The organism is Haloarcula salina (assembly GCF_010119195.1).
GTDB lineage: Archaea > Halobacteriota > Halobacteria > Halobacteriales > Haloarculaceae > Haloarcula > Haloarcula salina.
The window spans coordinates 230615-255785 of record NZ_WRXL01000005.1; the positions used below are offsets into that span (position 1 = coordinate 230615).

The 25171-nt window shown below is 65.0% G+C and carries 24 protein-coding genes and 1 pseudogene; 14 read left to right on the plus strand and 11 right to left on the minus strand.

What is annotated here, in order from left to right:
• The first annotated feature begins 43 nt into the window (after positions 1–43).
• Genes GM656_RS14490 through GM656_RS14500 form a run of 3 tightly spaced genes read left to right on the plus strand, consistent with a single transcriptional unit; the run spans position 44 to position 2500 of the window.
• Positions 44–919, plus strand: a complete 876-nt coding sequence (locus GM656_RS14490) for a carbohydrate ABC transporter permease (protein ID WP_162414522.1) — start codon at positions 44–46, stop codon at positions 917–919.
• Entirely contained in the window at positions 912–1787 is an 876-nt protein-coding gene (locus GM656_RS14495) for a carbohydrate ABC transporter permease (RefSeq protein WP_162414395.1), read from the plus strand. The genes GM656_RS14490 and GM656_RS14495 overlap by 8 nt, the downstream gene beginning before the upstream one ends.
• Positions 1784–2500, plus strand: coding sequence for a DUF2189 domain-containing protein (locus GM656_RS14500; protein WP_241692785.1), 717 nt, complete (start codon positions 1784–1786; stop codon positions 2498–2500). Before GM656_RS14495 ends, GM656_RS14500 begins: the two co-directional genes overlap by 4 nt.
• Before the next feature lie 8 nt (positions 2501–2508).
• On the opposite strand, the gene GM656_RS14505 is transcribed toward GM656_RS14500, so the two are convergent.
• From GM656_RS14505 to GM656_RS14520, 4 genes are all read right to left on the minus strand, one after another.
• On the minus strand, positions 2509–3837 hold the full coding sequence (locus tag GM656_RS14505) for a sialidase family protein (RefSeq protein WP_162414396.1): 1329 nt from the start codon (positions 3835–3837) through the stop codon (positions 2509–2511).
• A gap of 78 nt (positions 3838–3915) precedes the next feature.
• Positions 3916–5448, minus strand: coding sequence for an alpha-N-arabinofuranosidase (locus tag GM656_RS14510; RefSeq protein ID WP_162414397.1), 1533 nt, complete (start codon positions 5446–5448; stop codon positions 3916–3918).
• Between the two features lie 737 nt (positions 5449–6185).
• On the minus strand, positions 6186–6965 hold the full coding sequence (locus tag GM656_RS14515) for an IclR family transcriptional regulator (RefSeq protein WP_162414398.1): 780 nt from the start codon (positions 6963–6965) through the stop codon (positions 6186–6188).
• A 124-nt stretch (positions 6966–7089) separates the two neighbouring features.
• A complete protein-coding gene (locus GM656_RS14520) occupies positions 7090–8061 on the minus strand; it encodes a D-2-hydroxyacid dehydrogenase (RefSeq protein WP_162414399.1) in 972 nt (323 codons plus the stop codon).
• A gap of 168 nt (positions 8062–8229) precedes the next feature.
• On the opposite strand from GM656_RS14520, the gene GM656_RS14525 reads away from it, so the two are divergent.
• The 5 genes from GM656_RS14525 (at position 8230) to GM656_RS14545 (ending at position 13428) form a co-directional block, all read left to right on the plus strand.
• Positions 8230–9612 (plus strand): ABC transporter substrate-binding protein, encoded by a 1383-nt coding sequence (locus tag GM656_RS14525; protein ID WP_174242986.1) that lies wholly within the window; start codon positions 8230–8232, stop codon positions 9610–9612.
• Between the two features lies 1 nt (position 9613).
• The gene (locus GM656_RS14530; RefSeq protein WP_162414401.1) at positions 9614–10543 is read left to right on the plus strand and encodes a carbohydrate ABC transporter permease; all 930 of its coding nucleotides are present in this window, start codon (positions 9614–9616) and stop codon (positions 10541–10543) included.
• Positions 10540–11373 (plus strand): carbohydrate ABC transporter permease, encoded by an 834-nt coding sequence (locus tag GM656_RS14535; RefSeq protein ID WP_162414402.1) that lies wholly within the window; start codon positions 10540–10542, stop codon positions 11371–11373. Before GM656_RS14530 ends, GM656_RS14535 begins: the two co-directional genes overlap by 4 nt.
• Before the next feature lie 62 nt (positions 11374–11435).
• Entirely contained in the window at positions 11436–12569 is a 1134-nt protein-coding gene (locus GM656_RS14540) for an ABC transporter ATP-binding protein (RefSeq protein WP_241692786.1), read from the plus strand.
• Between the two features lie 73 nt (positions 12570–12642).
• The gene (locus GM656_RS14545) at positions 12643–13428 is read left to right on the plus strand and encodes an inositol monophosphatase family protein (RefSeq protein ID WP_162414404.1); all 786 of its coding nucleotides are present in this window, start codon (positions 12643–12645) and stop codon (positions 13426–13428) included.
• A 397-nt stretch (positions 13429–13825) separates the two neighbouring features.
• On the opposite strand, the gene GM656_RS14550 is transcribed toward GM656_RS14545, so the two are convergent.
• From GM656_RS14550 to GM656_RS19370, 4 genes are all read right to left on the minus strand, one after another.
• Positions 13826–14062 (minus strand): PRC-barrel domain-containing protein, encoded by a 237-nt coding sequence (locus GM656_RS14550; RefSeq protein WP_162414405.1) that lies wholly within the window; start codon positions 14060–14062, stop codon positions 13826–13828.
• Between the two features lie 528 nt (positions 14063–14590).
• Positions 14591–15034 (minus strand): arsenate-mycothiol transferase ArsC, encoded by a 444-nt coding sequence (locus GM656_RS14555; RefSeq protein ID WP_162414406.1) that lies wholly within the window; start codon positions 15032–15034, stop codon positions 14591–14593.
• The gene (locus tag GM656_RS14560; RefSeq protein ID WP_162414407.1) at positions 15031–15429 is read right to left on the minus strand and encodes an ArsR/SmtB family transcription factor; all 399 of its coding nucleotides are present in this window, start codon (positions 15427–15429) and stop codon (positions 15031–15033) included. The genes GM656_RS14555 and GM656_RS14560 overlap by 4 nt, the downstream gene beginning before the upstream one ends.
• A 228-nt stretch (positions 15430–15657) precedes the next feature.
• Positions 15658–15927: a DUF7571 family protein gene (locus tag GM656_RS19370; protein WP_162414524.1), complete on the minus strand. Its 270-nt coding sequence runs from the start codon at positions 15925–15927 to the stop codon at positions 15658–15660.
• 180 nt (positions 15928–16107) lie between these two features.
• On the opposite strand from GM656_RS19370, the gene GM656_RS14570 reads away from it, so the two are divergent.
• The 3 genes from GM656_RS14570 (at position 16108) to GM656_RS14580 (ending at position 18501) form a co-directional block, all read left to right on the plus strand.
• Positions 16108–16314 (plus strand): cold-shock protein, encoded by a 207-nt coding sequence (locus GM656_RS14570; RefSeq protein WP_162414408.1) that lies wholly within the window; start codon positions 16108–16110, stop codon positions 16312–16314.
• Between the two features lie 625 nt (positions 16315–16939).
• A complete protein-coding gene (locus tag GM656_RS14575; RefSeq protein WP_162414409.1) occupies positions 16940–17737 on the plus strand; it encodes an alpha/beta fold hydrolase in 798 nt (265 codons plus the stop codon).
• 77 nt (positions 17738–17814) lie between these two features.
• On the plus strand, positions 17815–18501 hold the full coding sequence (locus GM656_RS14580; protein WP_162414410.1) for a helix-turn-helix domain-containing protein: 687 nt from the start codon (positions 17815–17817) through the stop codon (positions 18499–18501).
• Positions 18502–19149: 648 nt separating this feature from the next.
• Here GM656_RS14580 and GM656_RS19625 read toward each other — a convergent pair.
• A pseudogene (locus GM656_RS19625) lies at positions 19150–19779 on the minus strand (hypothetical protein); the annotation flags it as partial.
• A 112-nt stretch (positions 19780–19891) separates the two neighbouring features.
• Here GM656_RS19625 and GM656_RS14590 point away from each other — a divergent pair.
• Positions 19892–20506, plus strand: coding sequence for a metal-dependent hydrolase (locus GM656_RS14590; RefSeq protein ID WP_162414411.1), 615 nt, complete (start codon positions 19892–19894; stop codon positions 20504–20506).
• Between the two features lie 82 nt (positions 20507–20588).
• On the opposite strand, the gene GM656_RS14595 is transcribed toward GM656_RS14590, so the two are convergent.
• The gene (locus tag GM656_RS14595; protein ID WP_162414412.1) at positions 20589–20786 is read right to left on the minus strand and encodes a CopZ family metallochaperone; all 198 of its coding nucleotides are present in this window, start codon (positions 20784–20786) and stop codon (positions 20589–20591) included.
• Between the two features lie 296 nt (positions 20787–21082).
• Here GM656_RS14595 and GM656_RS14600 point away from each other — a divergent pair, with 296 nt between their 5' ends.
• Positions 21083–23683: a heavy metal translocating P-type ATPase gene (locus GM656_RS14600; RefSeq protein ID WP_162414413.1), complete on the plus strand. Its 2601-nt coding sequence runs from the start codon at positions 21083–21085 to the stop codon at positions 23681–23683.
• Between the two features lie 45 nt (positions 23684–23728).
• Here GM656_RS14600 and GM656_RS14605 read toward each other — a convergent pair whose 3' ends face one another.
• Positions 23729–24616: a hypothetical protein gene (locus GM656_RS14605; RefSeq protein ID WP_162414414.1), complete on the minus strand. Its 888-nt coding sequence runs from the start codon at positions 24614–24616 to the stop codon at positions 23729–23731.
• 106 nt (positions 24617–24722) lie between these two features.
• Between GM656_RS14605 and GM656_RS14610 the strand changes: the two genes are divergently transcribed.
• Positions 24723–25136, plus strand: a complete 414-nt coding sequence (locus tag GM656_RS14610; RefSeq protein WP_162414415.1) for a CopG family ribbon-helix-helix protein — start codon at positions 24723–24725, stop codon at positions 25134–25136.
• Positions 25137–25171 lie beyond the last annotated feature (35 nt).

Here is a 25171-nt window from a genome sequence, read left to right on the forward strand (position 1 = left end):
ACGCATTTCGGGAGGTGAGACAGGCACGAACCGCAAGACGGTCATGGGACTCCGGAAGGAGACCATAGAGGGGATCCTCTGGTCGATCCCGTACCTCGCGGTGTTCACTGTGTTCCTCGTCTGGCCCGCGGTGAAGGGGCTGTACATGAGCCTCCACACCTACCCGAACAAATTCGACCTCACGGAGACCGAGTGGGTCGGTCTCCAGAACTACGTCGAACTGTTTCAGGACCCGGTGTTCTACAACGCCATGGAGGGGACGCTCCTCTTCGTCGCCGTCTCGGTCCCGGCGCTCGTGATCCTCGGGCTCGTGATGGCGCTCGGCGTGAACCGGGATGTCACCGGGAAGCGGACGCTCCGTGCCATCTACTTCAGCCCCTACGTGCTGACCGTCGCGGTCGTGGCACTCGTCTGGGGACAGGTCTACTCCCAGAGCTACGGCCTGCTCAACTACTATCTCGGCTTCGTCATGGAGAACCCGCCGGGCTGGCTCACCTCGCCGGACCTCGTGATGGCGTCGCTCGCGTTCATGACGGTGTGGTGGCTGGTGGGCTTCAACTTCGTCATCTTCCTCGCCGCCCGCCAGAGCATCCCCGAACGGCTCTACGAGGCCGCGCGGCTCGACGGTGCGACCGGCTGGCGCGCGTTCAAGGACATCACGCTCCCGCAGATGCGGAACTCGGTCGTGTTCGTCGTCATGGTGCAGTTCATCCTGCAGTTCCAGGTGTTCGCACAGCCGTACATCATGACCCAGGGTGGCCCGAGCGACTCCTCGGACACGCTGGTCTACTACCTCTACCGGAGCGCGTTCTCCCAGCAGCAGTTCGGGTACGGCGCGGCGATGGGATACGTGCTTGTCGCCATCCTTATATTGATCGCCATCGTGAACTTCAAGGTAATCGGTGATTCCAATGCCTGAATCGACGCAATCGCGGTCGCTCGGCGCCTCTTTGACCGGGGACGCCGTTCGGAGCGCCCTGTTGCACGTGGCCCTCTACGGGCTCGCGTTCCTCATGGCGGTCCCGTATCTGTACACGATCTCGCGGTCGTTCCAGCCCAACGAACTGCTGCGCGACCCGCGGCCGTACTGGATCCCGCCACTCGTCGGCGAACCCATCACGTTAGAGCACTACCGGTACCTGCTGGAGAACACGCTGGTGGTCCAGTGGACGATCAACACGTTCATCATCGCCGGCGGGGCGACGATCCTCATCGTCGCCATCGACTCGATGATCGCATTCTCGCTCACCCGTCTGGACTGGCCCGGACAGGGTGCCATCATGGGGATCATCCTCGCGAGCTTCATGGTCCCGTACTACATGAACATCGTGCCCCTGTACCAGATCGTCTCGAACCTCGGCCTGATCAACTCCTACTGGGGCGTGATCATGCCGGCGGCCGCGAGCCCGCTCGGGGTGTTCCTCCTCTATCAGTTCTTCAGAGACATCCCGGTGGAGTACGAGGAGGCGGCCAGACTCGACGGTTTCTCGACGTTCCAGGTGTACACGCGCATCATCCTGCCGCTCGCGAAGCCGATCCTCTCGGCGCTCGCGCTGTTCATGTTCGTCTACAACTGGAACGCGTTCCTCTGGCCCCTACTCGTGCTGTCGAACGAGACGGCCTACACGCTCCCGATCGGTCTCGTGAACCTCTATCAGGGCAACATCGACACGCCCGGGCTCCACATGGCCGTCGCCATACTCGGCTCGCTGCCGCTGTTCGTCATCTATCTCATCTTCCAGGGACAGATCGTGCGGGCCGTACAGATGCAGGGCGCGACCGGATGACGATGAGCGACGGCGACTCCGCGGACGCGACCGTCGGCGTCCACCGCGCCCTCGCCACCGCGGCCCGTCAGGTGTATCGCCACCCGCTGCCGATGGTGGCGATCAGCGTCGGCTGGGTCCTCGCGTCCCTTCCGCTGGTCACGATCGGACCCGCGACGCTGGGCGCCTATAGCGCGGTGCGGTCCGTCCGCGAGGACGGCCGCGTCGACCGCGGAGCGGTCAGGGAGACGCTCGCGGCCCACTGGCTCGACTCGGTGCTGTTCAGCGGACTGCTGGTCGTGTTCCCTGCCATCGCCGTCCTCTATCTCGGTCAGTACGCGGCCACGGGCGCGCCGCTCTCGGGCGTCCTCGGCGCGGTCGGCTTCTACCTGGCGTATCACGCCTGGGTCGTCTTCGCGCTGGCGTTCGTCTCGCTCGCGGACGGCGCGGACGCGGTCGACGCCGTCACGGGCGGGTACCGGTGGTCGGTCGAGAACCCGGTCGCGACCGTGCTCGTCGGCATCGTCACCGGGACGCTGCTGGTCGTGAGCGCGCTCCTGACGATCGCGCTTCCGCTCGTGTTTCCCGCGCTCGCGGCCGCGTTCCACACGGAACTGGTGGCCGCGGAGCGAGACGCGTCGGACAGCGACGAAACGGAAGCGACCATTTCGTCGGAGCGGTCCGTCGCCGGTGACGACCGCAGAAACGACGTTTCGACGACGTTCGGACGGTAACGCGACCGTCAGTCGTCCAGATTCAGCGACTCGACGCCGTAGCTGATCTCACACAGCTCCGAGTTGGCCGCTGTCGAGGTCATCTGTAGGAGTTCGTCGCCGTGTCGCGAGGGCAGCAGCGGCGTGGTCCAGCCCACGAACCCACGGCCGCCGAGTTCGCTCTCCGTCTCGAACGACAGCGGGGCGTCCACGGCTTCCCAGTCGCCGCTGCCGTCGAGGTTCGAGTTCGCCAGAATGACCTCACCGTTGCCCGCTGCGAGGTCGCGGTTCCCGTCGACGAGCTGTTTCCCTGAGACGAGTATCGTCCCGTCTTTGCCGCCGGCGCGGGTCCACGTGACGTAGGGCCCGTTGATGAACCGCCGGCCATCGGCCGTCGAGACGAGGGTTCCCACGTCGGTCGGATCGCCCCAGTCACGCCCGTCGGGCGAGGTCTCGACGTAGACCTCGCCGTACAGGTAGTCCGGCCCGATGACCTCGTAGCTCATCATGTAGGTGCCGTCGGGTAGCGGGGTGACGGTGGGCATCCCCGGCCGCGTCGTCCCGTCCGGGATGGCCGCCACGAACTGCTCGTCGCCCCACGACTGGCCGCCGTCCTCGGAGGCCTTGTACGCGACGAGCTGATTGTAGTCGTCGTCGGTCCCCATCCGCTCGTCTGCGAAGTAACAGACGAGGTTCCCGTCGTCGTCGAGCCCCAGTTCCGGCTCCCAGACGGGACTGTTCCCGTCGTAAGGGACGGCCTTGCCGCCCGTGACGACCGTGCTCACGAACTCCCAGGACTCCCCGCGATCGGTGCTGGCGTAGAGGTCGATGCTCGTCTCGCCGAGTTCGCCGATCTCGCCCTCGGGAACGTCCTCCGGGTCGTCGAGGATCGGGATCGAGTTCCCGGCGGCGAGGACCGTCCCGGCCGGCCACGGGCCGACAGCGTGCGGGAGTTCGAACAGGGTCGGCTGGTATCGAAGCCCCCAGTCCTTTCCGCTCGTGTCGTGGATCTCGGAGAACTTGGACCAGGACTCCCCTCCGTCGGTGCTTCGGTAGACGGGGAAGTACGGCTCGGACCCGCCGCTCATCGACGGGTAGTACTCGAACGTCGCGAGCAACTGTTTCTCGCCGCCCTTCCCCGAACCGTGCTTCAGACGTGTGACGCGAGGATACAGCGACCCGGGCGCGGGCGCGCCAGACGGGGGCGAGTACAGAGTGCCCTCGACGTCTGTCGACTCGTCGTTACGCCCGCGGCCCGCGAGGACGCCGGCTGACCCGACGGCGCCGACCCCAACGGCACCGACCGCGGCGAGGTACTTACGGCGGCTGTGCTGGCTAGTGGAATCGCGTTCGCTCATGACGCAGTCACGTGTTCACACGACTCCACAATAACTGTATCCCCGCTGTCAGCTTGAAAGAGAAAGGTCCCGGCTACGTTACTCCGAGAGCGTCAGGCCGACGACAGATGACGCGGGGGCTTCGAACGTGACGGTGCCGTCGCCCTCGTCGTCGACGGCCAGGTCGGAACCCTCGAAGGACTCGGCGTTGTCCTTCGTCGAGTACTCGCGGATGTCCTTGCCGTCGAACAGCACGGTGGCCGACTCGACCGACGCGTCCGACCCGGCGTCGACGGTGATCGTCTCGGCCTCGTCGTGACGGCGGTTCGACGCCGTGACGAACAGCTCGCCGTCGCCCTTCGAGGCGGACGCCGAGACCATCGGTACGTCGTGGTCTTCCTCCTCGAAGGACTCCACGTCGGTGTCGACGCTCGTCTCCAGCGCGGTCTGGCCCACGTGGTTCTCGTAGAGTTCGAACACGCGGAACGTCGGCGTCCGCCACGCCGATTCCTCGTCGGTCTGGACGAGGCACTGCAGGACGTTGACGGTCTGAGCGATGTTCGCCATCGAGACCACGTCGGCGCGGTCGTGGATGAGGTCGAGGACGCCGGCCGTCGCAACCGCGTCCCGGACGGTGTTCTCCTGTTCGAGCCCGTTGTCGTTCGTCGCTTCGGGATGCCACGCGCCCCACTCGTCGACGATGATGCCGACCTCGTCCTTCGGGACGAAGTCCGAGATGGTGTCCGCGGCACGGTCGATGTCGCCCGCGATCTTCTCGGCCCGCGCGAACATCTTGTAGTACTGGTCGTCGGAGAAGTCCACGTCACCGCCGGCCTGGTAGTAGCGGTGGACGGAGAAGTGATCGAGCAGATTGAACGGGGACCCCATGCCGAGGAACGTCCCGGGGCCGAACTCCATCCCGCCGTTGAGGTTCTCGAAGAAGACCCGGTTCCAGTCGTCGGTGAGGTGGCCACAGGCGATGAACTCCGTCGAGTCGGCGTTCATCAGGTTGTCGAAGCCGTTGAAGTAGTTCGCGAAGCGGCGGTACTCGTCGGCGTACTCGTCGGGCGCGAACCGGCCGCCACAGCCCCAGTTCTCGTTCCCGATGCCCCAGTACTTCACTCCGTAGGGCTCTTCCTGCCCGTTCTCGCGTCGGCGGTCGGTCAGTTCCGTGTCGCCGTCGTAGTTACAGTACTCGATCCAGTCCAGCGCCTCCTGCGGGGTGGAAGACCCGACGTTGACCGCGATGTACGGGTCAGTCTCGAGGAGCTGACAGAGGTGCAGGAACTCGTCCGTTCCGAACTCGTTCGACTCCTCCGGAACGTTGTCGCGCCCCTGTGTCCACCACAGATTCCGTCGACGGGGGCGTTCGTCCTGCGGACCCACACCGTCCTCCCAGTGGTAGTCGTCCGCGAAACAGCCACCCGGCCACCGCAGGACGGGCATTTCGAGTTCCCGGAGCAGTTCGACGGTGTCCATTCGGATGCCGTCTTCCGTCTCGACCTGGTCGTCGTCGCCGACCCAGATCCCGCCGTAGATACATCGGCCGAGGTGCTCGGCGAAGTGGCCGTAGATGTTCTCCGAGATCCGATCGATAGTCTCGCCACCGCTAACGCTAACTTCGCTCGACATACGTTTTCGAATCCACGCCGGGTCGTATAACTATTGTGCTCGGCACCGGCTTCCGGTCCTGTTCCCCGGCATCGGCCCGGCAACCGCTGTCCGACGCACCGGGTCCGACTTGCTCAATTCATCCACCGCTGTCCGAACCACCGCAGAGCAATTCTCTGCTGAATCCTCGCGCTATACAAAATTCCGCGAAATAGGGACGAACGCACCCAATCACGCACTCAATACGAGATTGCAGTTCGATATTGGTCTTCAAATACGGATCTGATATAATATATGGCGATTCTCATATTGAACATAGATAAATATACTCGATATGAGCTCAAATACCTCGATATGGGATTATAGTGTCGTGTGGAGATAATATTAGAGCACACCGACAGGCATCAGCTGCCAGAATCGGTATCAGAGCGGTTCGCTCCGTCTGACTCGTCCCCCTTGCTGGGAACGCGTCCGGCACGCCAGTCAGCGGCGAACAACGTTCAACGATGTTGACCGCCAACTGCCGGTCCCCGGCCACTTCGGTGGTGGTCCGGTCACCCGTCAAAATCACTGCCCCTGGCGTCCGCTGCTCGATTACGAGGATCTGTCCCTCGACCGGTTCGAATATCGAACCGGGGCCACTCATAATGACTGTACAACTGTTATTTCATCGCCCGCTGCGTGCCAATAATTCCCACAACGCACCGTCCAACAGTGTTGAACGATGTGCGTGAGCAGTCGTGGTCTCCGACGGGCGGTCAGTAGTGCGAAAACCCGAGTTCGATGACGTTCGCGCTCTTCTTGACTGCGGCGACCAGTTCGTCGAAGCGCTCCGTCTCCTCGATACGGCTCTTCGGCCCAGAGGCCGACACGGCTCCGACGACTTCGTCGGCGCTCCGGCTGTGAATCGGCGCACCGATGGTGAGGACGCCCTGTCGCCTGTCCTGGTCCTCGATGGAGTACCCGCGGTCGCGGGTGCGCTCCAGTTCCTCGAACAGTTCGTCGCGATCCGTTATCGTGTGCTCGTTCGCACGGGGGAGTCCGTGTCTGTCGACGATGGACTCGACGCGCTCTCTCGGGTAGTGCGCGAGAATCGCCTTACCGAGGGCCGTCCAGTGCATGTGCGTATACTCTCCCACGGGGGCGTTGTCGTGGATCGCGTCCGGGCCTTCGGACTTGTAGATGAGGACGCGAAGCCCGTTCTCCTCGATTCCGAGGCTCGCGACCTCGCCCGTGTCGGTTTCGAGTTTGTCCACCTCTGCCCGCGCCGTCCGGTAGAGCTTCGACCGGTTTCGGAACGTCCCGCCGTATTCGAGGAACCGATAGCTCAGGGTGTACTCCTCGTCGGCCTGGACGACGAACCCTTCGTTCTGAAGCGTCTGGAGGTAGATGTGGACGGTGCTCTTGGGGATGTCTAGCTGTCCCGCGAGATCCGAGAGCCCGACCCGGCCTTCGGATTTGATCTGGTCGAGAATGGTGAACGCCTTCTCGACCGAACCGAGCGTCTTCCGCTCGTCCGCCGGTGAGTTGCTGGCCATAGGAGAACTGACTCGCTTCGCGGGTTTAATTGTATCCGTCGGGACCCTCGGGGTCTCGACCGCTCACTCGGAAAAATCGACCGCTCACACAGAACGAACCGCGTCCCGTCGCGAGTCGTTCGCGCTATGACTGTACGAGGTTCCGCAGGGACGCCTCGTCGCCGGTCTCCGAGAGCGTCGTCACGTTCTCCGCCACGATCTCTGCGAGCCGGTCCCAGTGCTTCGGACTGTGACCAGCGTTGTGCGGCGTGATGAGCACGTTTTCGAAGTCCCACAGCGGATGGTCGGCCGGCAGCGGCTCGGGGTCGGTCACGTCGAGAGCGGCCCCGTCGATCTGGTTCCCTCGCAGTGCGGTCACGAGCGCCTCGGTGTCGATAATCTGGCCGCGACCCACGTTGATCACTCTGGCGTTCGGCGGGAGCGTCCTGAATTCCTCCGCCGAGAGCAACCCGCGCGTCGTGTCTGTCAGCGGGGCTGCGACGACGAGATAGTCCGTCTCAGCGAGGGCGGCCTCGAACTCGGGTCCGTCGAAGCCGATGACCTCGTCGGTCGGTCCGCCCTTCTCCGGCGTGTACCTGACACCGATCGTCTCGACGTCGAAGCCGGACAGCCGCTCGGTGACCGCCGTTCCGATCGCGCCGAGACCGACGACCGTGACCGTGCTCCCCATCAGCTCCTCGGCCTGATAGTGCCGCCACTCGTTTCGCTGCTGGCGGTGCAGTCCCTCGCGGAGATGCCGCGAGAACAGGAGCATGTACCCCGCGACCTGTTCGGCGATGTTGGGCGCGTGGATGCCCGACGCGTTCGTCACCGCGATCCCTCTCTCGGCGAACCGTTCCAGGGGCAAGTGGTTGTACCCCGCCGCGACGCCGGCGAACAGCCGGAGGTTCTCCGCGCGCTCCAGGAGCGCCGCGTCGATGTCGACGCCGCTGACGACGGTGGCGTCTTCGATGAGGTCCCGCTCTTCCGTCGACGTGGCGGCGAATCGCACGTCGTGGTCCGGGAGTCTGTCGGCGAGCAAATCGGCGTAATCGCGTGCGTGCAGTCCGTGCGTGTTGGCACGGAGGACGAGCACGTCGGGTGCGTTGTCATTCATGGCTATCGCGCCGGCAGGAGACCGCGGTCTCCCTCTGGCTGTACGTGCAGGCAACTGAACGAACGTATATTAATGTTTCCCACTGTGGCCCCCGATACGGCAGTCGCTGCTCCACTCACCCAAACTATTATGTATGTTGGGGGTTTCGGTGCGAGTGAAGAGACCACCATGAACAGGCGTCAATTCATCCAAGCAGCGGCACTCAGTGGCACAGCCGGCCTCGCCGGGTGTATCGGCGGGTCGAGCGATTCGAACAGTTCGGGCAGTTCCGGGACCACGACCCTGGAGTACTGGGAGTACTTCCACTCGCAGTCCGAGGTCGCCAAGACCCTGATGGAGTCGTCCGTCGAGGAGTTCCAGTCCGAGACCGACACGCAGATGCAGATGAACTGGGCGAGCTGGAACGACATCAACGGGGGCAAGTGGAAGAACAACATCCAGAACGGGAACCGTCCGGTCATCTACGACTCCACGAACTCCCTCGACGGGCAGTTCATCGAGCCGGGCTGGGTGAAGCCGGTCAGCGAGTACAAGGACCGCCTGGACGACGAGGCGGTCGAACACCTCGAATGGGCCTTCGAGATGACACAGAGCTGTTACCGCGGCTTCGACGAGGGGCTCTACGAGATCCCGATCGGTCTGGAGGTCGGCGCGCCGTTCATCGCGCGGACTGACCACTTCGAGGAGGCGGGCCTCTCCATCGAGGACGACTTCCCGCCCGAGAACTACGAGCACCTCGTCCAGGTCGCGACCCAGTTGCAGGAGCAGGGGCCGGCTGACTACGGCTTCCAGATCTACGGGGCGCAGGGCGACGTGACCGACGAGGCCCTCGTGACCTGGACCGCGTCGGAGGGCGGCTACGACGGGATGTACCTCAACGAGGACTGGTCGGACGTGAACTACGACAACGACGTGTGGAAGGAGATGACGAAGAAGTACGTCGATCTCTATCAGGAACACGGACTGTCCTCGGATAAGGCCCCGACGGCCTCGAACGAGGGCGCGGCGCAGATGCTCATCCAGGGCAACGTGAGCATGGTCCAGGGCAGCACGAAGGACTTCGGGTTGCTCCGCAGCCGCGCGGAGGACATGCTCGCCGACGGGACCATCGTGTTCGGGCCGTCCTGGGAGGGAGCCGCCGGCAACCGCGGCGACTTCTTCACCCAGTGCATCGCGCTGATGCGAAAGCCCGACGGCGTGGACGAAGACGCCTGGCAACAGCGAGAGGAGGCGGCCATCGCGTGGATCAACAAGGTCCTCTCGAAGGAGTTCCAGCGGCAAGTCCCGCGATCGCTGGCCACGCTCCCCGCCCGCAAGGACGTCTGGCCGGCGCTCAAAGAGGACGACCTACTCAGCCAGAGCAACTTCATCTCGACCTTGGAGACCACCGTCGACGGGATGGAACACGGCTGGTCGAGCCACCCAGGCATGAACGCGATCCAGTACAACATCGCCGGGCCGCTGTTCCAGGAGGCCGTCCGCGGGGAGATCTCGGCCGAGGAAGCCTGTGACCGCGCCGCCAGCGAGATACGAAACCAGGTCACCTTCTAAGATGGCTTCCCAAACGAGTCACGCGCTCCTTCGCAGGACCGAACGCTACCGGGACGTCCTCTCGGAGAACTGGTTCGCGTACCTGTTGATCCTTCCAGTGCTGCTGTTCCTGGTGTTGCTCATGTGGGTTCCGTTCGTGCAGGGAATCTACATGAGTCTCCACAACTGGCCGTTCGGAGGCGACCCCTCCTGGGTCGGACTCGGCAACTACGAGTACCTGTTCGGGTGGCAGCCCTTCATCACGTCGCTGAAGGCGACGCTGATCTTCGCGTCGACCACGCTGTTCCAGCTCGGCGTCGCGCTGGCGGCGGCGCTCGCAGTCCGCGAGATCCGCCGGGGGAAGAGCCTCGTCACGGGGTCGTTCCTCCTCTCGTACACGCTGCCGCCGCTCGTCACCGGGACGATCTGGGCGTACATGCTCGAACCGGACCTCGGTCCGGTCTTCGGGTACCTCACGCAGTGGGAACTCCTCGAGGAGACGATCTACTGGGGGAGTCACGGCGACTCGGCGCTCGCCGTCATCCTGTTCGTGACGACCTGGACGTTCTGGCCGTTCATGTTCCTCATCATCTCGGCCAGCCTCGAGAGCATCCCCGAGGAGATGTACGAGACGGCGCGCATGTACGGGGCCAACCGGGTCCAGACCTTCCTCCGCGTGACGCTCCCGCAACTCAAGAGCGCCATTCTCATCGCGCTCAGCATCCGCATCATCTGGAACATGACGAAGATATCCCAGGTGCTCCAACTCACGAACGGCGGACCGGGGTACGAGACGTCGATCCTCGCGGTGTTGCTCTATCGGTTCAGCTACGAGCAGGGACAGATGGGCATCTCCTACGCCGTCGGCGTCGTCCTGCTCACGATGACCATCGGCTTCGTCTTCGTGTTCATCCGCGAGTTCGAGCGGGCAAGCGGCGGTGATGCGGCGTGAGCCTCGCCGACTACGACGCCGTCGGTGTCACGCTGAAGGCGTCGACCTACGGCGTCGTCTGGTTCCTGGTGCTGTTGAACCTCGTCCCGCTCCTGTTCATCCTCTCGGTGTCGTTCATGCCGCCGACGGAGTTCTTCGGCGCGCCCCACATCGTCCCGTACGAACCGACGCTGGAAGCCTGGACGAGCGGGTTCGCCGAACTGAAAGACAACCTCGTCAACAGCTTCCTCATCGGCACCGGCACGGCGCTGCTCGCGCTCGCTATCACGATTCCCGGCGCGTACGCCTTCGCCCGCAAGGAGTTCTACGGGAAGAAGCTCGGCTTCTACGCCATCATCCTCGCGATGATGTTCCCGTACATCCTGCTCGTCATCCCGATCATGGGCCTGTGGAACGACCTCGGGCTGTACAACACCATCCCCGGGATGATCCTGGCGTATCAGGTGTTCGTCGCCCCGTTCGCCATCTGGATCCTGCGAGACTTCTTCGAGACCCTTCCGAAGGACATCGAGGAAGCGGCGCAGGTGTACGGCTGCACGCAGTTCTCGGCGTTCGTCCGCGTCATCCTACCGCTCGCCGCGCCCGGAATCGTCGCCGTCGGCTTCCTCGCCTTCCTCACCGGCTGGAACGACTTCCTGTTCGCGAACCTGCTCACGACCGGGACCGGTCCGGTGCCGGCCGTCCCGGTGCTGTACGGGACGATCGGCGGCGGGTCCGGTGAACGGGTGTACTGGGGGAAGCTGATGGCAGAGACGCTCATCATCGGAACGCCGCCCACGGTGCTGTACCTCGTGGCGAGAAACTACCTCGAAAACGCCTTCACCGTATGAGTCGAAACACCACCACACGACGAGAGACGGACCGGACAGCGACCGACCCACCCGAGGAGAGTATGAACGCGACCACTGACCAGACCCACGGAGAGACGAACAGCGACGGCGACCACATCCAGATCGACGGTCTCCGAAAGACCTTCGACGACGGCGCGATCGTCGCTTGCGACGACGTGAACATCGCCATCGACGAGGGGGAGTTCGTAATTCTCGTCGGTCCCTCGGGCTGTGGCAAGACGACGACGCTGCGGTGTATCGCGGGACTGGAGGAACCAGATCAGGGCCAGATACTCGTCGACGGCGAAGACATCACGGGGCTGAAGTCGAAAGACCGGAACCTCGCCTTCGTGTTCCAGAGCATCGCCCTGTTCCCGCACATGAGCGTCCGGAAGAACATCCGGTTCGGCCTGGACATGAACACCGACCTGGGCTCGGACGAGAAGAACCGGCGCGTCGAGGACGTCGCGGAAACGCTGGGGCTGGCGGAGATGCTGGATCGGAAACCGAGTGCGCTCTCGGGCGGCCAGCAACAGCGCGTCTCGCTCGGTCGCGCGATGGTGATGGAGCCGAAGGCGTTCCTGTTAGACGAGCCGTTCTCGGCCCTCGACGCGAACCTCAGAGACGAGATGCGCGTCGAGGTCAAGAAGATCCAGCGCGATCTGAACACCGCGATGGTGTTCGTCACGCACGACCAGGAGGAGGCGATGACGCTCGGGGACAAGATCGTCGTGATGAACGACGGGCACGTCCAGCAGATCGGGACGCCGTACGAGATCTACAACGATCCGCGAAACCGATTCGTCGCCGACTTCATCGGGTCTCCCTCACCGAACCTGCTCGAGTGCACCGTCGAGCGAACCGAAGACGGTCTGGCGTTCGTCTCGGCGTTCTGTTCGATCCCCGCGACGGACGAACAGGTAGGGCACGTCGAAGACCGCGTCGGCGAGACGGTCGTCTACGGGATCCGACCGGAGTATCTCGACATCGTGCCCGACGGCGGCGCGTTCGTCGCGGACCTCGACGTCGTCGAACCGCTCGGCGACCGGGACGCCATTCACCTCTCGGCGGGTGGCACGTCGCTCTCGGCCGTCGCACCGCAGGGCGAGGTCGCGCGCGGAACCGACCGCGTCCGCATCGACATCCAGACCGAGGAGTCCTGGCTGTTCGAGCGAGACGGCACTCGGCTCGTCTGAACGGACTGATTCCCCACCCCCTACGCACGAAGATTTAAGCAATACCGGAAAGCAGTAGACACCATTCCAAGCCATGTCACGACACGAGACTGCCTATCACGCCGCCCTCGAAGGCTCCGAGGTCGCACACCGCCTCTTTCGAACGGAACTGTCCGTCACGACGAAGGACTCGGCGATGGACTACGTGACGAGAGCGGACACCGAGACGCAGCGGCGCATCATCGAGCGCATCCTCGAGGACTATCCCGACGCGACCGTCGTCGGTGAGGAGGGAGACGAACTGAAGGCAGTCCCCGCGAACGGGAGCGCCTGGGTCATCGATCCGATCGACGGGACCTCGAACTTCGTCCACGACATCCCGTTCTGGGCGACGACCGTCGCCGCGGTCCACGACGGCGACACCGTCGGGGCGACGACGATCATGCCGGCGCTCGGAAACACGTACACCGCCGGCCCCGACCGGGTGACGCTCAACGGCAATCGGATGACCGCGAGCGAGAAGACGGCGGTCGAAGAGTTCAAAGTCGCCGCCATGCTCCGATACGGCCCCGAGCGAGACGACGTGTTCGGCGACCTCCTGTCGACACTCATCCGACGGTTCGGCGACCTCCGTCGACTCGGGTGCGCCCAGGGAACGCTCGGTATGGTCGCCTCGGGGTCGCTCGACGCGGCCGTCTCGACACAGCCGAACCCGAACCCCTGGGACACGATCGCCGGCGTGTATCTCGTCGAACGCGCCGGCGGGACGGTGACCGATATCCAGGGGGAGCCCTGGACTCCCGACGCCGACGGATTCGTCGCGTCGAACGGTCGGGCCCACGACGCGGTCGTCGAGCGCGTCAGAACCGTCGTGGCGTAGTCCTCGGCTTCAGCGGCCCGCTGTCGACGATTCCACTCTGGACTCTGAAATACACAACTTCGTCCAATAAACAAACAGAATAACCGCATACGACAGCTAAAAACTCACTTATAAATATGAATACGGTAACATAGAAATAGAAACCTCATTTATGGGGTATAATACTAAATTCTGTAAACATTTCTTGCTATATAACATCGTCTATCGGTATTATACTCGTCTTACGGAGATGCTACGATGAGTGTGAACTCGACTATCGATCCGTCGATATCCACTTCGCTGGAATACCAAGCCGGAAAACTGTCTGTCGTTGAAACCGGCCAATTTCGCCGACGAACGCGCGGCTGGCGGTGTGTGCGTCCCTGCAAAGTCGTCGAAGGGAGACCGCCGGGACGGATCAGGCCGGCGGCGAGATGATCAGGTGATCTTCGACCGTCTCGAGCACGGCCGCCGGGAGCTTGACCCGACCGTTTTCGTCGGCCTCGATGCCAAATATCTCAGGCCGCTCGGTGTCGAGAACGAGCGTCTGGAGGGAGCCGGACTCGGGATTAATTATCACGTTGTGGACGTTTCCGACTTCACGGCCGTCCGAACTGACGACACGCTTGTCGGAGAGGGTGCTTGCGAGGACCATATCAGATTTACAGAGTGTTTCTAATTAAAACCTTTCACTACTCGGTCGACGGTGCCTCTTCACTCCTCAAAAGCGAAGTGCCGTAGCGGCGTCGTCCACAGAGAGTACTGACTGATTTCACTGTGACTCGCAGCGACCACCGGAGTCGAGGGAAGTACATCCATCAACGATGTGATGTCGAGACCGGGCTCGTGGAGCGATCGAACGTCAGTGCACACCCGAGCGGCCGACGTCACTGCGACCGTTGTGGCCCTCGGGGACGTACTCGGCGCCCGCCAGTACGGAGGCAAACGGAACTACAGCTTCGGGGTGACCACGGCGAACGGCACACGAGTCGGGGTCTGGAGGCGACTGAAAAACGCGGATCACGCTGCCAACGCGAGTACTCTTCGCCGGAGCAAGACGTGACGAAGAAGCCGTCGAAGCCAGCCCCGGATCGGAGGTTCAACCCAGTCTCACCGTCGGCTATCGACGCGAGGACCTGTGGCCTCCCAGAACCGAGCCAGAAATCTCGCCGTCGGTGTTGAATCAGCCATCCCAACCCACGTCCTGTTCGATCTCGTCGAAGAGCGCACGAACTCGCTGTCGGATCTCGTCTCGGATCGCACGCACCTCGTCGCGGTCCTCCCCATCGGGGTCGTCGAGCGCCCAGTCACGAACATCGACCGCCGTGTCGTCGGCGTCGAGGTCGAGCGTCGAGCAGCCCATCGTCGCCACGTACGCACAGGATTCGAGTTCCGCAATCGTGATCTCTCGTGGGGTCCGATCGGACAGGTCGATCCCCTCCTCGGCCATTACTTCGACGACGATCTCGTGGACGTGATCCGCGGGGTGGGTCCCGCCAGTGAGGATTTCGACCTCGTCTTCCAGTCCTCGCTCTCGTCGTTCCCGTTCGGCGAAGGCGGTCGACATCTGGCTTCGCCCAGCGTTCTGGACGCACACGAACGCCACTCGAATCGGAGCCTGACTCATCGCGAGTTCCCCCTGGTCTCGTCGAGTGCGTCGACGAGGGCGATCGCCCGGTCGGTCGCTTCGTAGTACCGCCAGGTTCCGTCCTTGCGGCGCGAGACGAGACCGGTATCGTACAGGTCAGAGAGGGCGTGGCTCACCGCACTGTCGCTGACATCGACGACAGGCGTAATCTCACAGACGCACAGCTCGCGGTCGGCAGCAATCAGGAGTCGAACGATCGTGTAGCGAGTGTCGTTACTGAGCGTCTTGAGTGCCGCCCGATCCCGAGCGCAATCTGCTGGCGAGTCCCTCACGTGACGTTCGAGCGCTGCAACTCGACCTTCGATATCGCTGGCACAGCACTCGCCTTCCTGATCGGCGATCAGTCGCTCCAGTCGCTCCGTCTGCTGGCTCATACTAAATTAGTTGAACATTCCTTCAGATAACTATTGCCGTTCTCGGCTGGGGGTGCAGTCGAGGGCTCGCTGACGACTCGCAGTACGCTCCCCGTCACCTCGAACTCTCGTACCAATGGAACGAGTTACACACTGATCGCGGTGCCGCGTGCGATCGGAATCAGTGGCTGAGACGAACACCTATCGGCCGATCGGGACTACCGAAAAAAGTCCCGGCGGTGGCGCCGTTCAGGTGGATCGGTTGCCACGCGTCCAGCCGGGGTCGTGGCCGGTACTGTGGATAAGGTCAGACCGGCACGCCGGGCAATAGTCGGGAGTGACCGATTCGCTTCGGGGAACGTAGACCGCATCGCCGCACTTCACGCACGCATCCGGGACGATGGTCGCGCAGTCCGCGCAGATGTTGAAGTCGTCAGCTGTGAGCTCGCGCAGGGGTTCGAGTTGTTTATCTAGGAGATACTCGTCGATGACCGTCTGACAGCTGTGACACGGTTTCATGGCGATGCGTGTCACCCCTGGTGACCACGCGATAAATATCTGCCTCCGAAATCGAACCACGACCGGGACTTGGACCGAGGTGGACTCGCGCCTGATCCTCCAGTCGTGCTTCCGACGGGGGGTCATGGTAATCCGACCCTCGGAAGTGTTATCCGCGAGAGCGGACTATCGTTGTTTGTAATGGCAAACGGTAAGGTTGATTTCTTCAACGACACAGGCGGCTACGGGTTCATTTCGACTGAAGACGACGACGTCGACGACGACGAGGACGTGTTCTTCCACATGGAGGACGTTGGCGGACCGGACCTCGAAGAAGGGCAGGAAGTCGAGTTCGACATCGAGTCGTCCCCGAAGGGGCCGCGCGCGACGAACCTCGTCCGCAAATAACGACTGAGTTCGTCCGTCGCTCGTCGCGACGGATGGCAATTCGTTCTTTCAGATGCCCGTCTCTGAGCGACAGCGTCGCGGGGCCCACACCGGTCAATAGCGCAGCGACGACTTGGACCGCGATGCTGTAACGCGACTCGTCGGAACCCCGCGCTGAGCGTTGGTTCGGCGGAGACCGGGTGAGATGCGAGAGGTATTCTGTCCGAGCAACAGAGTCGCGACGAGGGACGGAGATTCGAAGGGACAGTGCCGGGATATCACGGCACCGGGTGGTAGGCTGGGGGTGGCGGATAGGCACCGAAAGTGGACATGGGTCGGTGCCTGTGTCTGTGTTATCAGGCTCACTCCATTGTTTGTTCTGGCTAATTGTTTAGCCCCCTCCATCGACAGCGGGCTCGGCTACGAGGAAGATACCAAGCGAACGTCCCGGTATCGGCGACCTGGAGTTCTGTGGCAGATACGACACGCTCCCCGGCACCCGACCTCGAGCCGAGTGAAACGCTCCACCGAGCTACTTACACGCGGCAAACAGGACGCGACCGTCGGTGGTTCGACCGGCCCGCATTTAAATCGCCCCACGACTGAGAGTGTGAGTTAGCCGGCTCGACCCCGGACGCAGTGACGCATGCAGACGACACAGTCCGCAGACGGAACGGAGATTGCCTACGAACGACGCGGCGACGGGCGACCGCTCGTCCTCCTCCACGGCGGGATGGCTCCCCGGGCGTACTGGGAGCCGGTCGTCCCGCACTTCGAGGGGTTCGCGGCAGTCATTCCCCAGCGGCCGGGCTTCGGCACGTGCCTCGACGACCCGGCGGAGACGAGCGCCGATGACGTACTTGCGCGCGAGGCCGAGTACGTCCGCGCTATCGTCGACGACCTCGACCGCGAGCCGGTCCTGCTCGGGCACTCCTTCGGCGCGCTGACCGCCATCGAGAGCGCGACGGACGCGGCCGTCGAGGCGGTCGTCGCCTACGAGCCGGCGGTCCTCCCCGACGGCTTCCGCGCCGGGGCCGACCTCGCCGACGAGATGGCGACGCTGATCGAGCGCGGCGAGCGCCGTAAGGCGGTGAAGCGCTACGTCGAGACAGTGCTCCACCCCGACGGCATCGACGACCTCGACGGGTGGCTGGCGGAGTGGCCGGTCTGGCCGGACTGCGTCGACCTCGCCGAGGAGGTCGTCAGAATGAACCGGGCCGTCGAGCGGTATCGGCTCCCCGACCGCCTCGACGTGGACGCGCCGACGCTCGTCCTGACCGGGACCGCCGGCCCCGACTTCCTTCGCGAGAGCGCCCGGAACGTCCACGGCGCGCTCCCGAACAGCCGCCTCGTGGAGTTCGACGGCGTGGGTCACAGCGGTCCGGCGGAGGCCCCCGCCCTGGTCGCGGCGGAGGTCCGGGCCTTCATGCAACGGTCCGAGTAGCGATCCCAGCCGCGACGAGCCATCCGAACGGCGGTCCGTATCGGTGTTCCCATTAGCCGCCGTGGCAACGGTGACGTATGGGACTCGTCGCCGAGTTCGATATCGACTGCGAGGCGCTCCCGCTCGTGACTGTCGCGAGCGCCGCGCCCGAGGCGTCGCTGACGTTCGAGTTCCAGTACAACCACGGGCGACGGCCGCTGTTCCTCGTCACCACCAGCGGCGGGTCGAAGCACGCCATCGAGTCGGGGTTCACGGACGCCTACGACGTGGCAGAGTGGACGCTGGTCGGTCGGGCCGGCGACACCCGGCGGTATCAGCTCCGGCCGGCGCTCAGCATGACGGCCCAGCTCGGCGACCACCTCGACGACCTGACCGGCCTCAAAGCGCTCGCGACGGCCGACGCCATCATCGAACGGATCGAGGTCCGGCGGAACGGCTGGACCCAGACGGGCTGGTTCGCCGACCGGGACGCGTTCGAGCAGTTCTCGTCGTTCTGGCTGCGAAACGGCGGCTTCCGCGTACACCGGCTCACGCACGACGGCGAGCCTGAGCCGCCGGGAGACGGCCTCACGGACCGCCAGCAGGAGGCCCTTCGGACGGCGTACGAACTGGGGTACTTCGAGATTCCGCGGCGAGCGTCGCTCGAAGACGTGGCGGCCGAACTCGACATCTCGGCATCGTCGGTGTCCGAGCGCCTCCGGCGCGCACAGACGCAACTCATAAGCGAGACGATGGCGACGACGTGGCCGCCGCTCCCGGACTGAGACGGGCGATGGACCCCTCCGGACGCGGGCCGGACGGCGGCGTCACCGCCTGAATCCCCACTCGAAGACGAGGCCGGCGACGGCGCCGGCCGTGGCGGAGTAGACGAACTCCCACATCAGCCTGGACTCGATTTCGGCGTCTGTGAGCGTGGGGTCGAGCAACAGCTGGGTCCCGAGATAGAGGTCCGCGAGCCAGCGGCCGACGGCCCAGACGCCGGCGACGCCCATCGTCGTCACGACGACGAACAGCACCGCGAACCGCGGCGTCATCAGGACGGGCGTGAACAGGTGGAGTTCGAGGGCGACGACGAGCGCGATGGTCGCGACCGCGACGTAGGTGACCAGTCCCGACGAGAGCCAGGGCCGCGCGAACACGGTCCCCAACACCGGAAGACTCGCAAGCAGTAAGAGCGGCCACGGCAGCATCGCCCCCAGGTCGCGGTAAGCTAGCGCGGGGACGAGCGCGAGGCCGAGGACCACCGCTACCAGGAGCCACGGGAGCAGTTCACCAGCCGCGATTCCCGAGACGGACGCCACGGCGAGAAACGCGAGCAGAAGCCACGAGAGTCGGGCGTTCACCGAGTCCGTCCGGAGGAGACGCTCCAGACTGGCGACGGCGTTGCGGTCCTCCGGAGCACGGCCACCGCGCCGGTACTCGTCGAGTCGGTCGGTCAGCGTCTCGACGACGTCCGAGAACAGGTCCGTGGCGAACGTCGCGACGATGACGGCACCGAGCGTGTCGAACAGGAGGTCGAGCAGCGAGTCTTCGAGGCCGTACTGGATGAGGACGGGTTCGAGTCCCAGCAGGTCTGCCCCGATGCGCGCGACGAACTCGAGCACCTCCCAGAAGACGCCGAGACCGAGCGTGAACAGCAACACGAAGACGAACATGAACCGGGACGGCAGGTAGAGATCGTCGGTCCACTCGTCGACCGCCCGGGTGACGACGTAGCCGCCGGCGGCGACGATGGACGCCGAGAGGGTGTGCGTGACGTGGTCGAACCACCAGTACTCGTCGTAGAAGCCGAGCATCCCGAGCATGTGCAAGAAGAGCGCGAGCGTGATCCACAGCGTCACGCTCGCGTCCAGCTGGAGTCGGTAGTCGCGTTCGAGCACCGCGGGCACGAAGGTGAGACCGAGCGCGAGGGCGGCGTTCACCACCACGCTCAGATTCCGGGCGAACAGGCCGACGACGAGTATCGCGCCGATAGCGACCTGGAGCAGCCTGCTCGCCAGGCGCTTTCGCCGCGGGGACACGTCGAAGCGTCGAACTGCCATCGCTCTACCGGTCTCTGGGGCGTCCGTCGATATAAAACGACGCACGGCGGACCTGTCTGGGCGACACAGGGCGCCGGAATCCACATAAAGCGCCGTCTCGTACTCGGGGGTGATGATGGCGACAACACACGCGCTCGCGGGGATGGCCCTCGCGGGCGTGACGGCGCTCGTTGCGCCGGAGTACACGCCGATCGCCGTGAGCGCCGCCGCGGCCGGCGGCGTGTTCCCCGACCTCGACCTCTACGGCAACCATCGCCAGACCCTCCACTACCCGGTGTACTACTCGGTCGGCGCGGTCGCGGCGCTCGCGGTCGCGCTCCTCGCACCGGCTGTCGGGACCGTCGCGCTGGCGGCGTTCCTCGGCTCGGCGGCGCTGCACTCCGTGATGGACGCCTTCGGCGGCGGCCTCGAACTGAAGCCGTGGCTGGCCACCTCCGAGCGCGCGGTGTACGACCACTACCGGGAGCGCTGGATCCCTCCGCGGCGGTGGATCCGCTACGACGGCGCGCCGGAGGACGCGGCGCTCGCGGGCGCGCTCGCTCTCCCGACGCTCGCGCTCTCGACCGGGCGGCTTCAGACCGCGGTGTACGTCCTGGTGGCCGTCTCGGTCGTCTACGCCCTCGTCAGGAAGCCGATGGTCCACGTGACCGAGCGACTCGTCGACGCGCTCCCGCCGACCGTCATCGACCGCCTCCCGGCGCGGTTCACCGAGGACTTCACCGGCTAAACCGACGGCCCAAGACGACGAATCGAACGCGCTCGCTCGTCTTCGAGGGACGGTCGGGTGTCGTTCTCGCCTCCGGTCCGACTCAGGCGCTTGCGGTGTAGCCCGCGTCTTCGACGGCCTGAACGAGTGCGTCGGGATCGGCGTCACCGTCCACGCTCGCCTGTTCGGCCTCCCGGTCGGCAGTGGCGTCCGTGACACCGCCCACGCCTCGGAGCGCCTCCTCGACCGTCTGCTCGCAGTGTTCACAGCTCATTCCCTCGACGTTGATGGTGGTCGACATACGGGTATCCCTACGGTCCTCGGTCTTATGCGGATTATCCTTTCGGCCGAGGGGGTCGATCCGCGACTGCGCTTTGGAAACGAAGGTCTATTGGCCGAGCCACGATGATCGGGCGGCGGCCTGAGACGAGGCGTCCGCGCCGTCTCTGTCGTGACGGGTGACGAATGTCGCGACTCGATCTGCAATCGTCTCGCGCTCGGCCCACACGGTCACTTTCGATTCGAAGGTTTGCCCGCACTCACACGACGTATTCGAAGGGGAAAGCCGATTGAAGAAGGAACGCGTAGTCTCAGGTAATGAGTCAGCATCGAAGTCAGATCGACATCCAGGGGATGAGCTGCGCGAACTGTTCGCAGAGCATCACGGACGCCGTCGAATCGCTCGACGGTGTCTCGGCGGCGAACGTCAACTACGCCACCGACGAGGGGAGCGTCGAGTACGACCCGGACGAGGTCTCGCTCGGTCGGATCTTCGATGCCATCGAAGAAGCGGGATACACGCCGGTCACTGACTCGGTGACCATCGGTATCACCGACATGTCCTGTGCGAACTGCTCCGAGACGGTCCGGGAGGCACTGGAGGGGACGCCGGGCGTCGTCGACGCGGACGTGAACTTCGCGACGGACGAGGCGCAGGTAACGTACAACCCCGCCGAAGCCGACCTCGGGGACTTCTACGACGCCATCGAGGCCGCCGGCTACTCGCCCGTCCGCGAGGGCGGTGACGGGGATACCGACGGGGGCGACGCCCGAGAGGCAGCCAGAGAGGAGGAGATACGGCGGCAACTGCGGCTGACGCTGTTCGGCGCGGTCCTGGCCGCGCCACTGCTGGTGTTCATGGCCGATCACCTGCTGGGGCTCGGACTCGTCGGCGACGGGCTCTTCGGCGTTCCCACCGGCTGGATCGCGTTCGCGCTCGCGACACCGGTCCAGCTCGTGCTCGGCAAACCGTTCTACGAGAACTCCTACAAGGCGCTCGTCAGGAACGGCCGGGCCAACATGGACGTGCTGATCGCGCTGGGCTCGACCACCGCGTACGGCTACTCCGTGGCGGTGCTGCTCGGACTGATCGCCGGCGGGATCTACTTCGACACGGCGGCGTTCATCCTCGTGTTCATCACGCTCGGGAACTACCTCGAAGCCCGCTCGAAAGGCCAGGCCGGCGAGGCGCTCCGGACGCTCCTGGAGATGGAGGCCGACACCGCCACCGTCGTCGACGAGGACGGAACCGAGTCTGAGATTCCGCTCGAAGACGTAGCCGTGGGCGACCGGATGAAGGTCCGCCCCGGCGAGCAGATTCCGACCGACGGCGTCGTCGTCGACGGCCAGTCGGCGGTCGACGAGTCGATGGTGACCGGCGAGTCCGTCCCGGTCGAGAAGCGAGAGGGCGACGAGGTCGTCGGCTCGACCATCAACGAGAACGGCGTGCTCGTCGTGGAGGCGACGAAGGTCGGGAAAGACACCGCGCTCCAGCAGATCGTCCAGACCGTGAAGGAAGCGCAGTCCCGCCAGCCGGACATCCAGAACCTCGCCGACCGCATCTCAGCGTACTTCGTCCCGGCGGTCATCGCGAACGCCGTGCTCTGGGGCCTCGTCTGGTACGCGTTCCCCGCGACCCTCGCGGGCTTCGTCGAGTGGCTCCCGCTGTGGGGCCTCGTCGCGGGCGGCCCCGTCGCCGCCGGCGGCGTCTCGGTCTTCGAGTTCGCCGTCATCGTCTTCGCCTCCGCCGTGCTCATCGCCTGTCCCTGTGCGCTCGGGCTGGCGACGCCCGCGGCCACGATGGTCGGCACGACCATCGGCGCGCAGAACGGCGTCCTGTTCAAGGGCGGCGACGTGCTCGAACGCGCGAAGGACGTCGACACGGTCGTCTTCGACAAGACGGGCACGCTCACGCGAGGCGAGATGGAGCTGACGGACGTGGTCGCCTTCGACGCTGACGGCGACGCAGTGACCGACGGGGGCGACCCCGCGGCCGACGGCGGGCGCGTGGCCGCCCGTGACAGCCTGACCGAGGACGACGTGCTCCGGCTCGCGGCCTCGGCAGAGAGCGGGAGCGAGCATCCACTGGCCCGCGCGGTCGTCGACGGGGCCGAGGCCCGCGGACTCGACGTGCGCGACCCCGAGGATTTCGAGAACGTTCCCGGCCACGGGATCGAAGCCACCGTGGGTGACAGGAGGGTCCTCGTCGGCAACCGAAAACTGCTCCGGGACAGCGACATCGACCCCACGCCCGCCGAGGAGACGATGGCGCGCCTCGAACGCGAGGGGAAGACGGCGATGCTGGTCGCCGTCGACGGCGCGCTCGCGGGCGTGGTCGCGGACGCGGACACGGTCAAAGAGAGCGCGAGGGACGCGGTCGCGGCGCTGAGAGCGCGCGGCGTCGACGTGATGATGATCACGGGCGACAACGAGCGCACCGCCCGCGCCGTCGCCGAACAGGTCGGCATCGACCCCGAGAACGTCCGCGCCGAGGTCCTCCCCGAGGACAAGTCCGACGCGGTCGAGGCGATTCAGGACGGGGGCCGGAAGGCGATGATGGTCGGCGACGGCGTCAACGACGCGCCCGCGCTCGCCGTGGCGTACGTCGGCACGGCCATCGGCTCGGGCACCGACGTGGCCATCGAGGCGGCTGACGTGACGCTGATGCGCGACGACCCGCTCGACGTGGTGAAGGCCATCCGCATCTCGGAGGCGACGCTGGCGAAGATCAAACAGAACCTCGTGTGGGCGCTCGGCTACAACACGGCGATGATCCCGCTGGCCTCGCTCGGCCTGCTCCAGCCGGTGCTCGCCGCCGGCGCGATGGCCTTTTCCAGCGTCTCGGTGCTGTCGAACAGCCTGCTGTTCCGTCGGTACGTTCCGGACCACGACTACGAACTGCTCGGGTGGTTCCGGTGATCGGCTCTCCGGGGCCGGACGCCGGAGCGCTCGGACGGGAGCCCGTCAGAACAGGCCGGTGACGAAGCCGGCCCCCATGAAAACGAGGACGGCGGCCGAGAAGGCCGGGAGGTACTGCGCGTACCGCTCGACCGTCTCTTCGTGGTGCTCGTAGCCGGCGATCAGTAGCACCGTCACGCTCACGATACCGACAACGACCGTGAGTGCGTACGCGCTCATCAGTTCCAGACAGTGCGTCGACCCGGCACAGAGCGCGATGATCTCGAACTCCTCCTCGTGGGCGAACCCGAGGAGGAAGGCGAACCAGGCGATCCCCCAGAGCCCGCGTTCGGCGACTTCGTCCCGGTCGTCGTGGGCGTGCGAGTGAGGGTGGCCGCCGACGAACGGAACGATCCCCTTCAGACGGGATCGAAGGCCAATGTCGCCGTGGCTCGCGGGACGAGCACCAGCGTCACCGTGACTCCGACCGCTGGTATGGGAGTGCTCCTCCGCCGAATCGTGCTCGTGGTGGTCGTGGGTGTGTCCGTGCTCGGCGTTCTTCTCGTGGACATGTTCCTCTTCATCGCCGTCGGCGTGGTCGCCGTGTGAGTGGCCGTGTCTGTACTCCCGGACGCCGAGGGCGATGAGGAGGACGCCGGCCACGAGACTGACCGGGCCACCGATCTCGATTCCGCCGGCGATCGTGATCGGGCTGTTGACCTGCGTCAGATCGAAGTACGCCTTCGCGTAGAAGAACACGGCGACCATCGCGACGCTGCTGACGAGGTGACCGACGCCGAGCAGGAGGCTCGCGGCGAGGCCGTAGAGCCACGTGTTCGACTGGTCGAGCGCGTACGAGGCGGCGACGGGCCAGCCGTGGCCCGGTTCGACGCCGTGGACGGCCCCGAGGGCGACCGCGCCGAGCAACAGCCCGACCGCCTCTCCGTGTATCATCTCGTACCGCGACGCTTGGATAGACGCCGGAATAACGGTTGTTACTACCGAATCAGGGGAATCGTCATACTCGGGACTCTTGTGCGGGCGTACCGAACGGGACCGTATGCGGACGAGCTTCAACGTCCCGGACGACCTCGTCGCGGAGTTCGATCAGGTCTGGCAGGAACAGGGCCTCGACAACCGCTCGCGGGCGGTCCGCGAAGCGATGCGCGAGTACGTCGAGTCCCACACGCGCCTCGAACGGCTTCGCGGGGACGCCGTCGCGCTCGTCGCCTTCGACTACCGCCACCACGACGTGATCGAGGCGCTCCACGGCGTCCAGCACGAGTACCAGGACGTGATTCTCAACACGAGTCACACCCACCAGGGCGAGTGGTGTCTCGAGTCCCTGTTCTGTCGTGGTTCAGTCGAGCGGGTGCGAGAGCTGAGCCACCGGCTCAGGGACTTCGACGGCGTGCGCCGAGTTCGAGTCATGGTCATCCGCGAGGATGGCACGGGACCACAGCGCGACCGCTGACCCAGTCGAGTCGGCGGCCGCGAGCGACGGAGCGC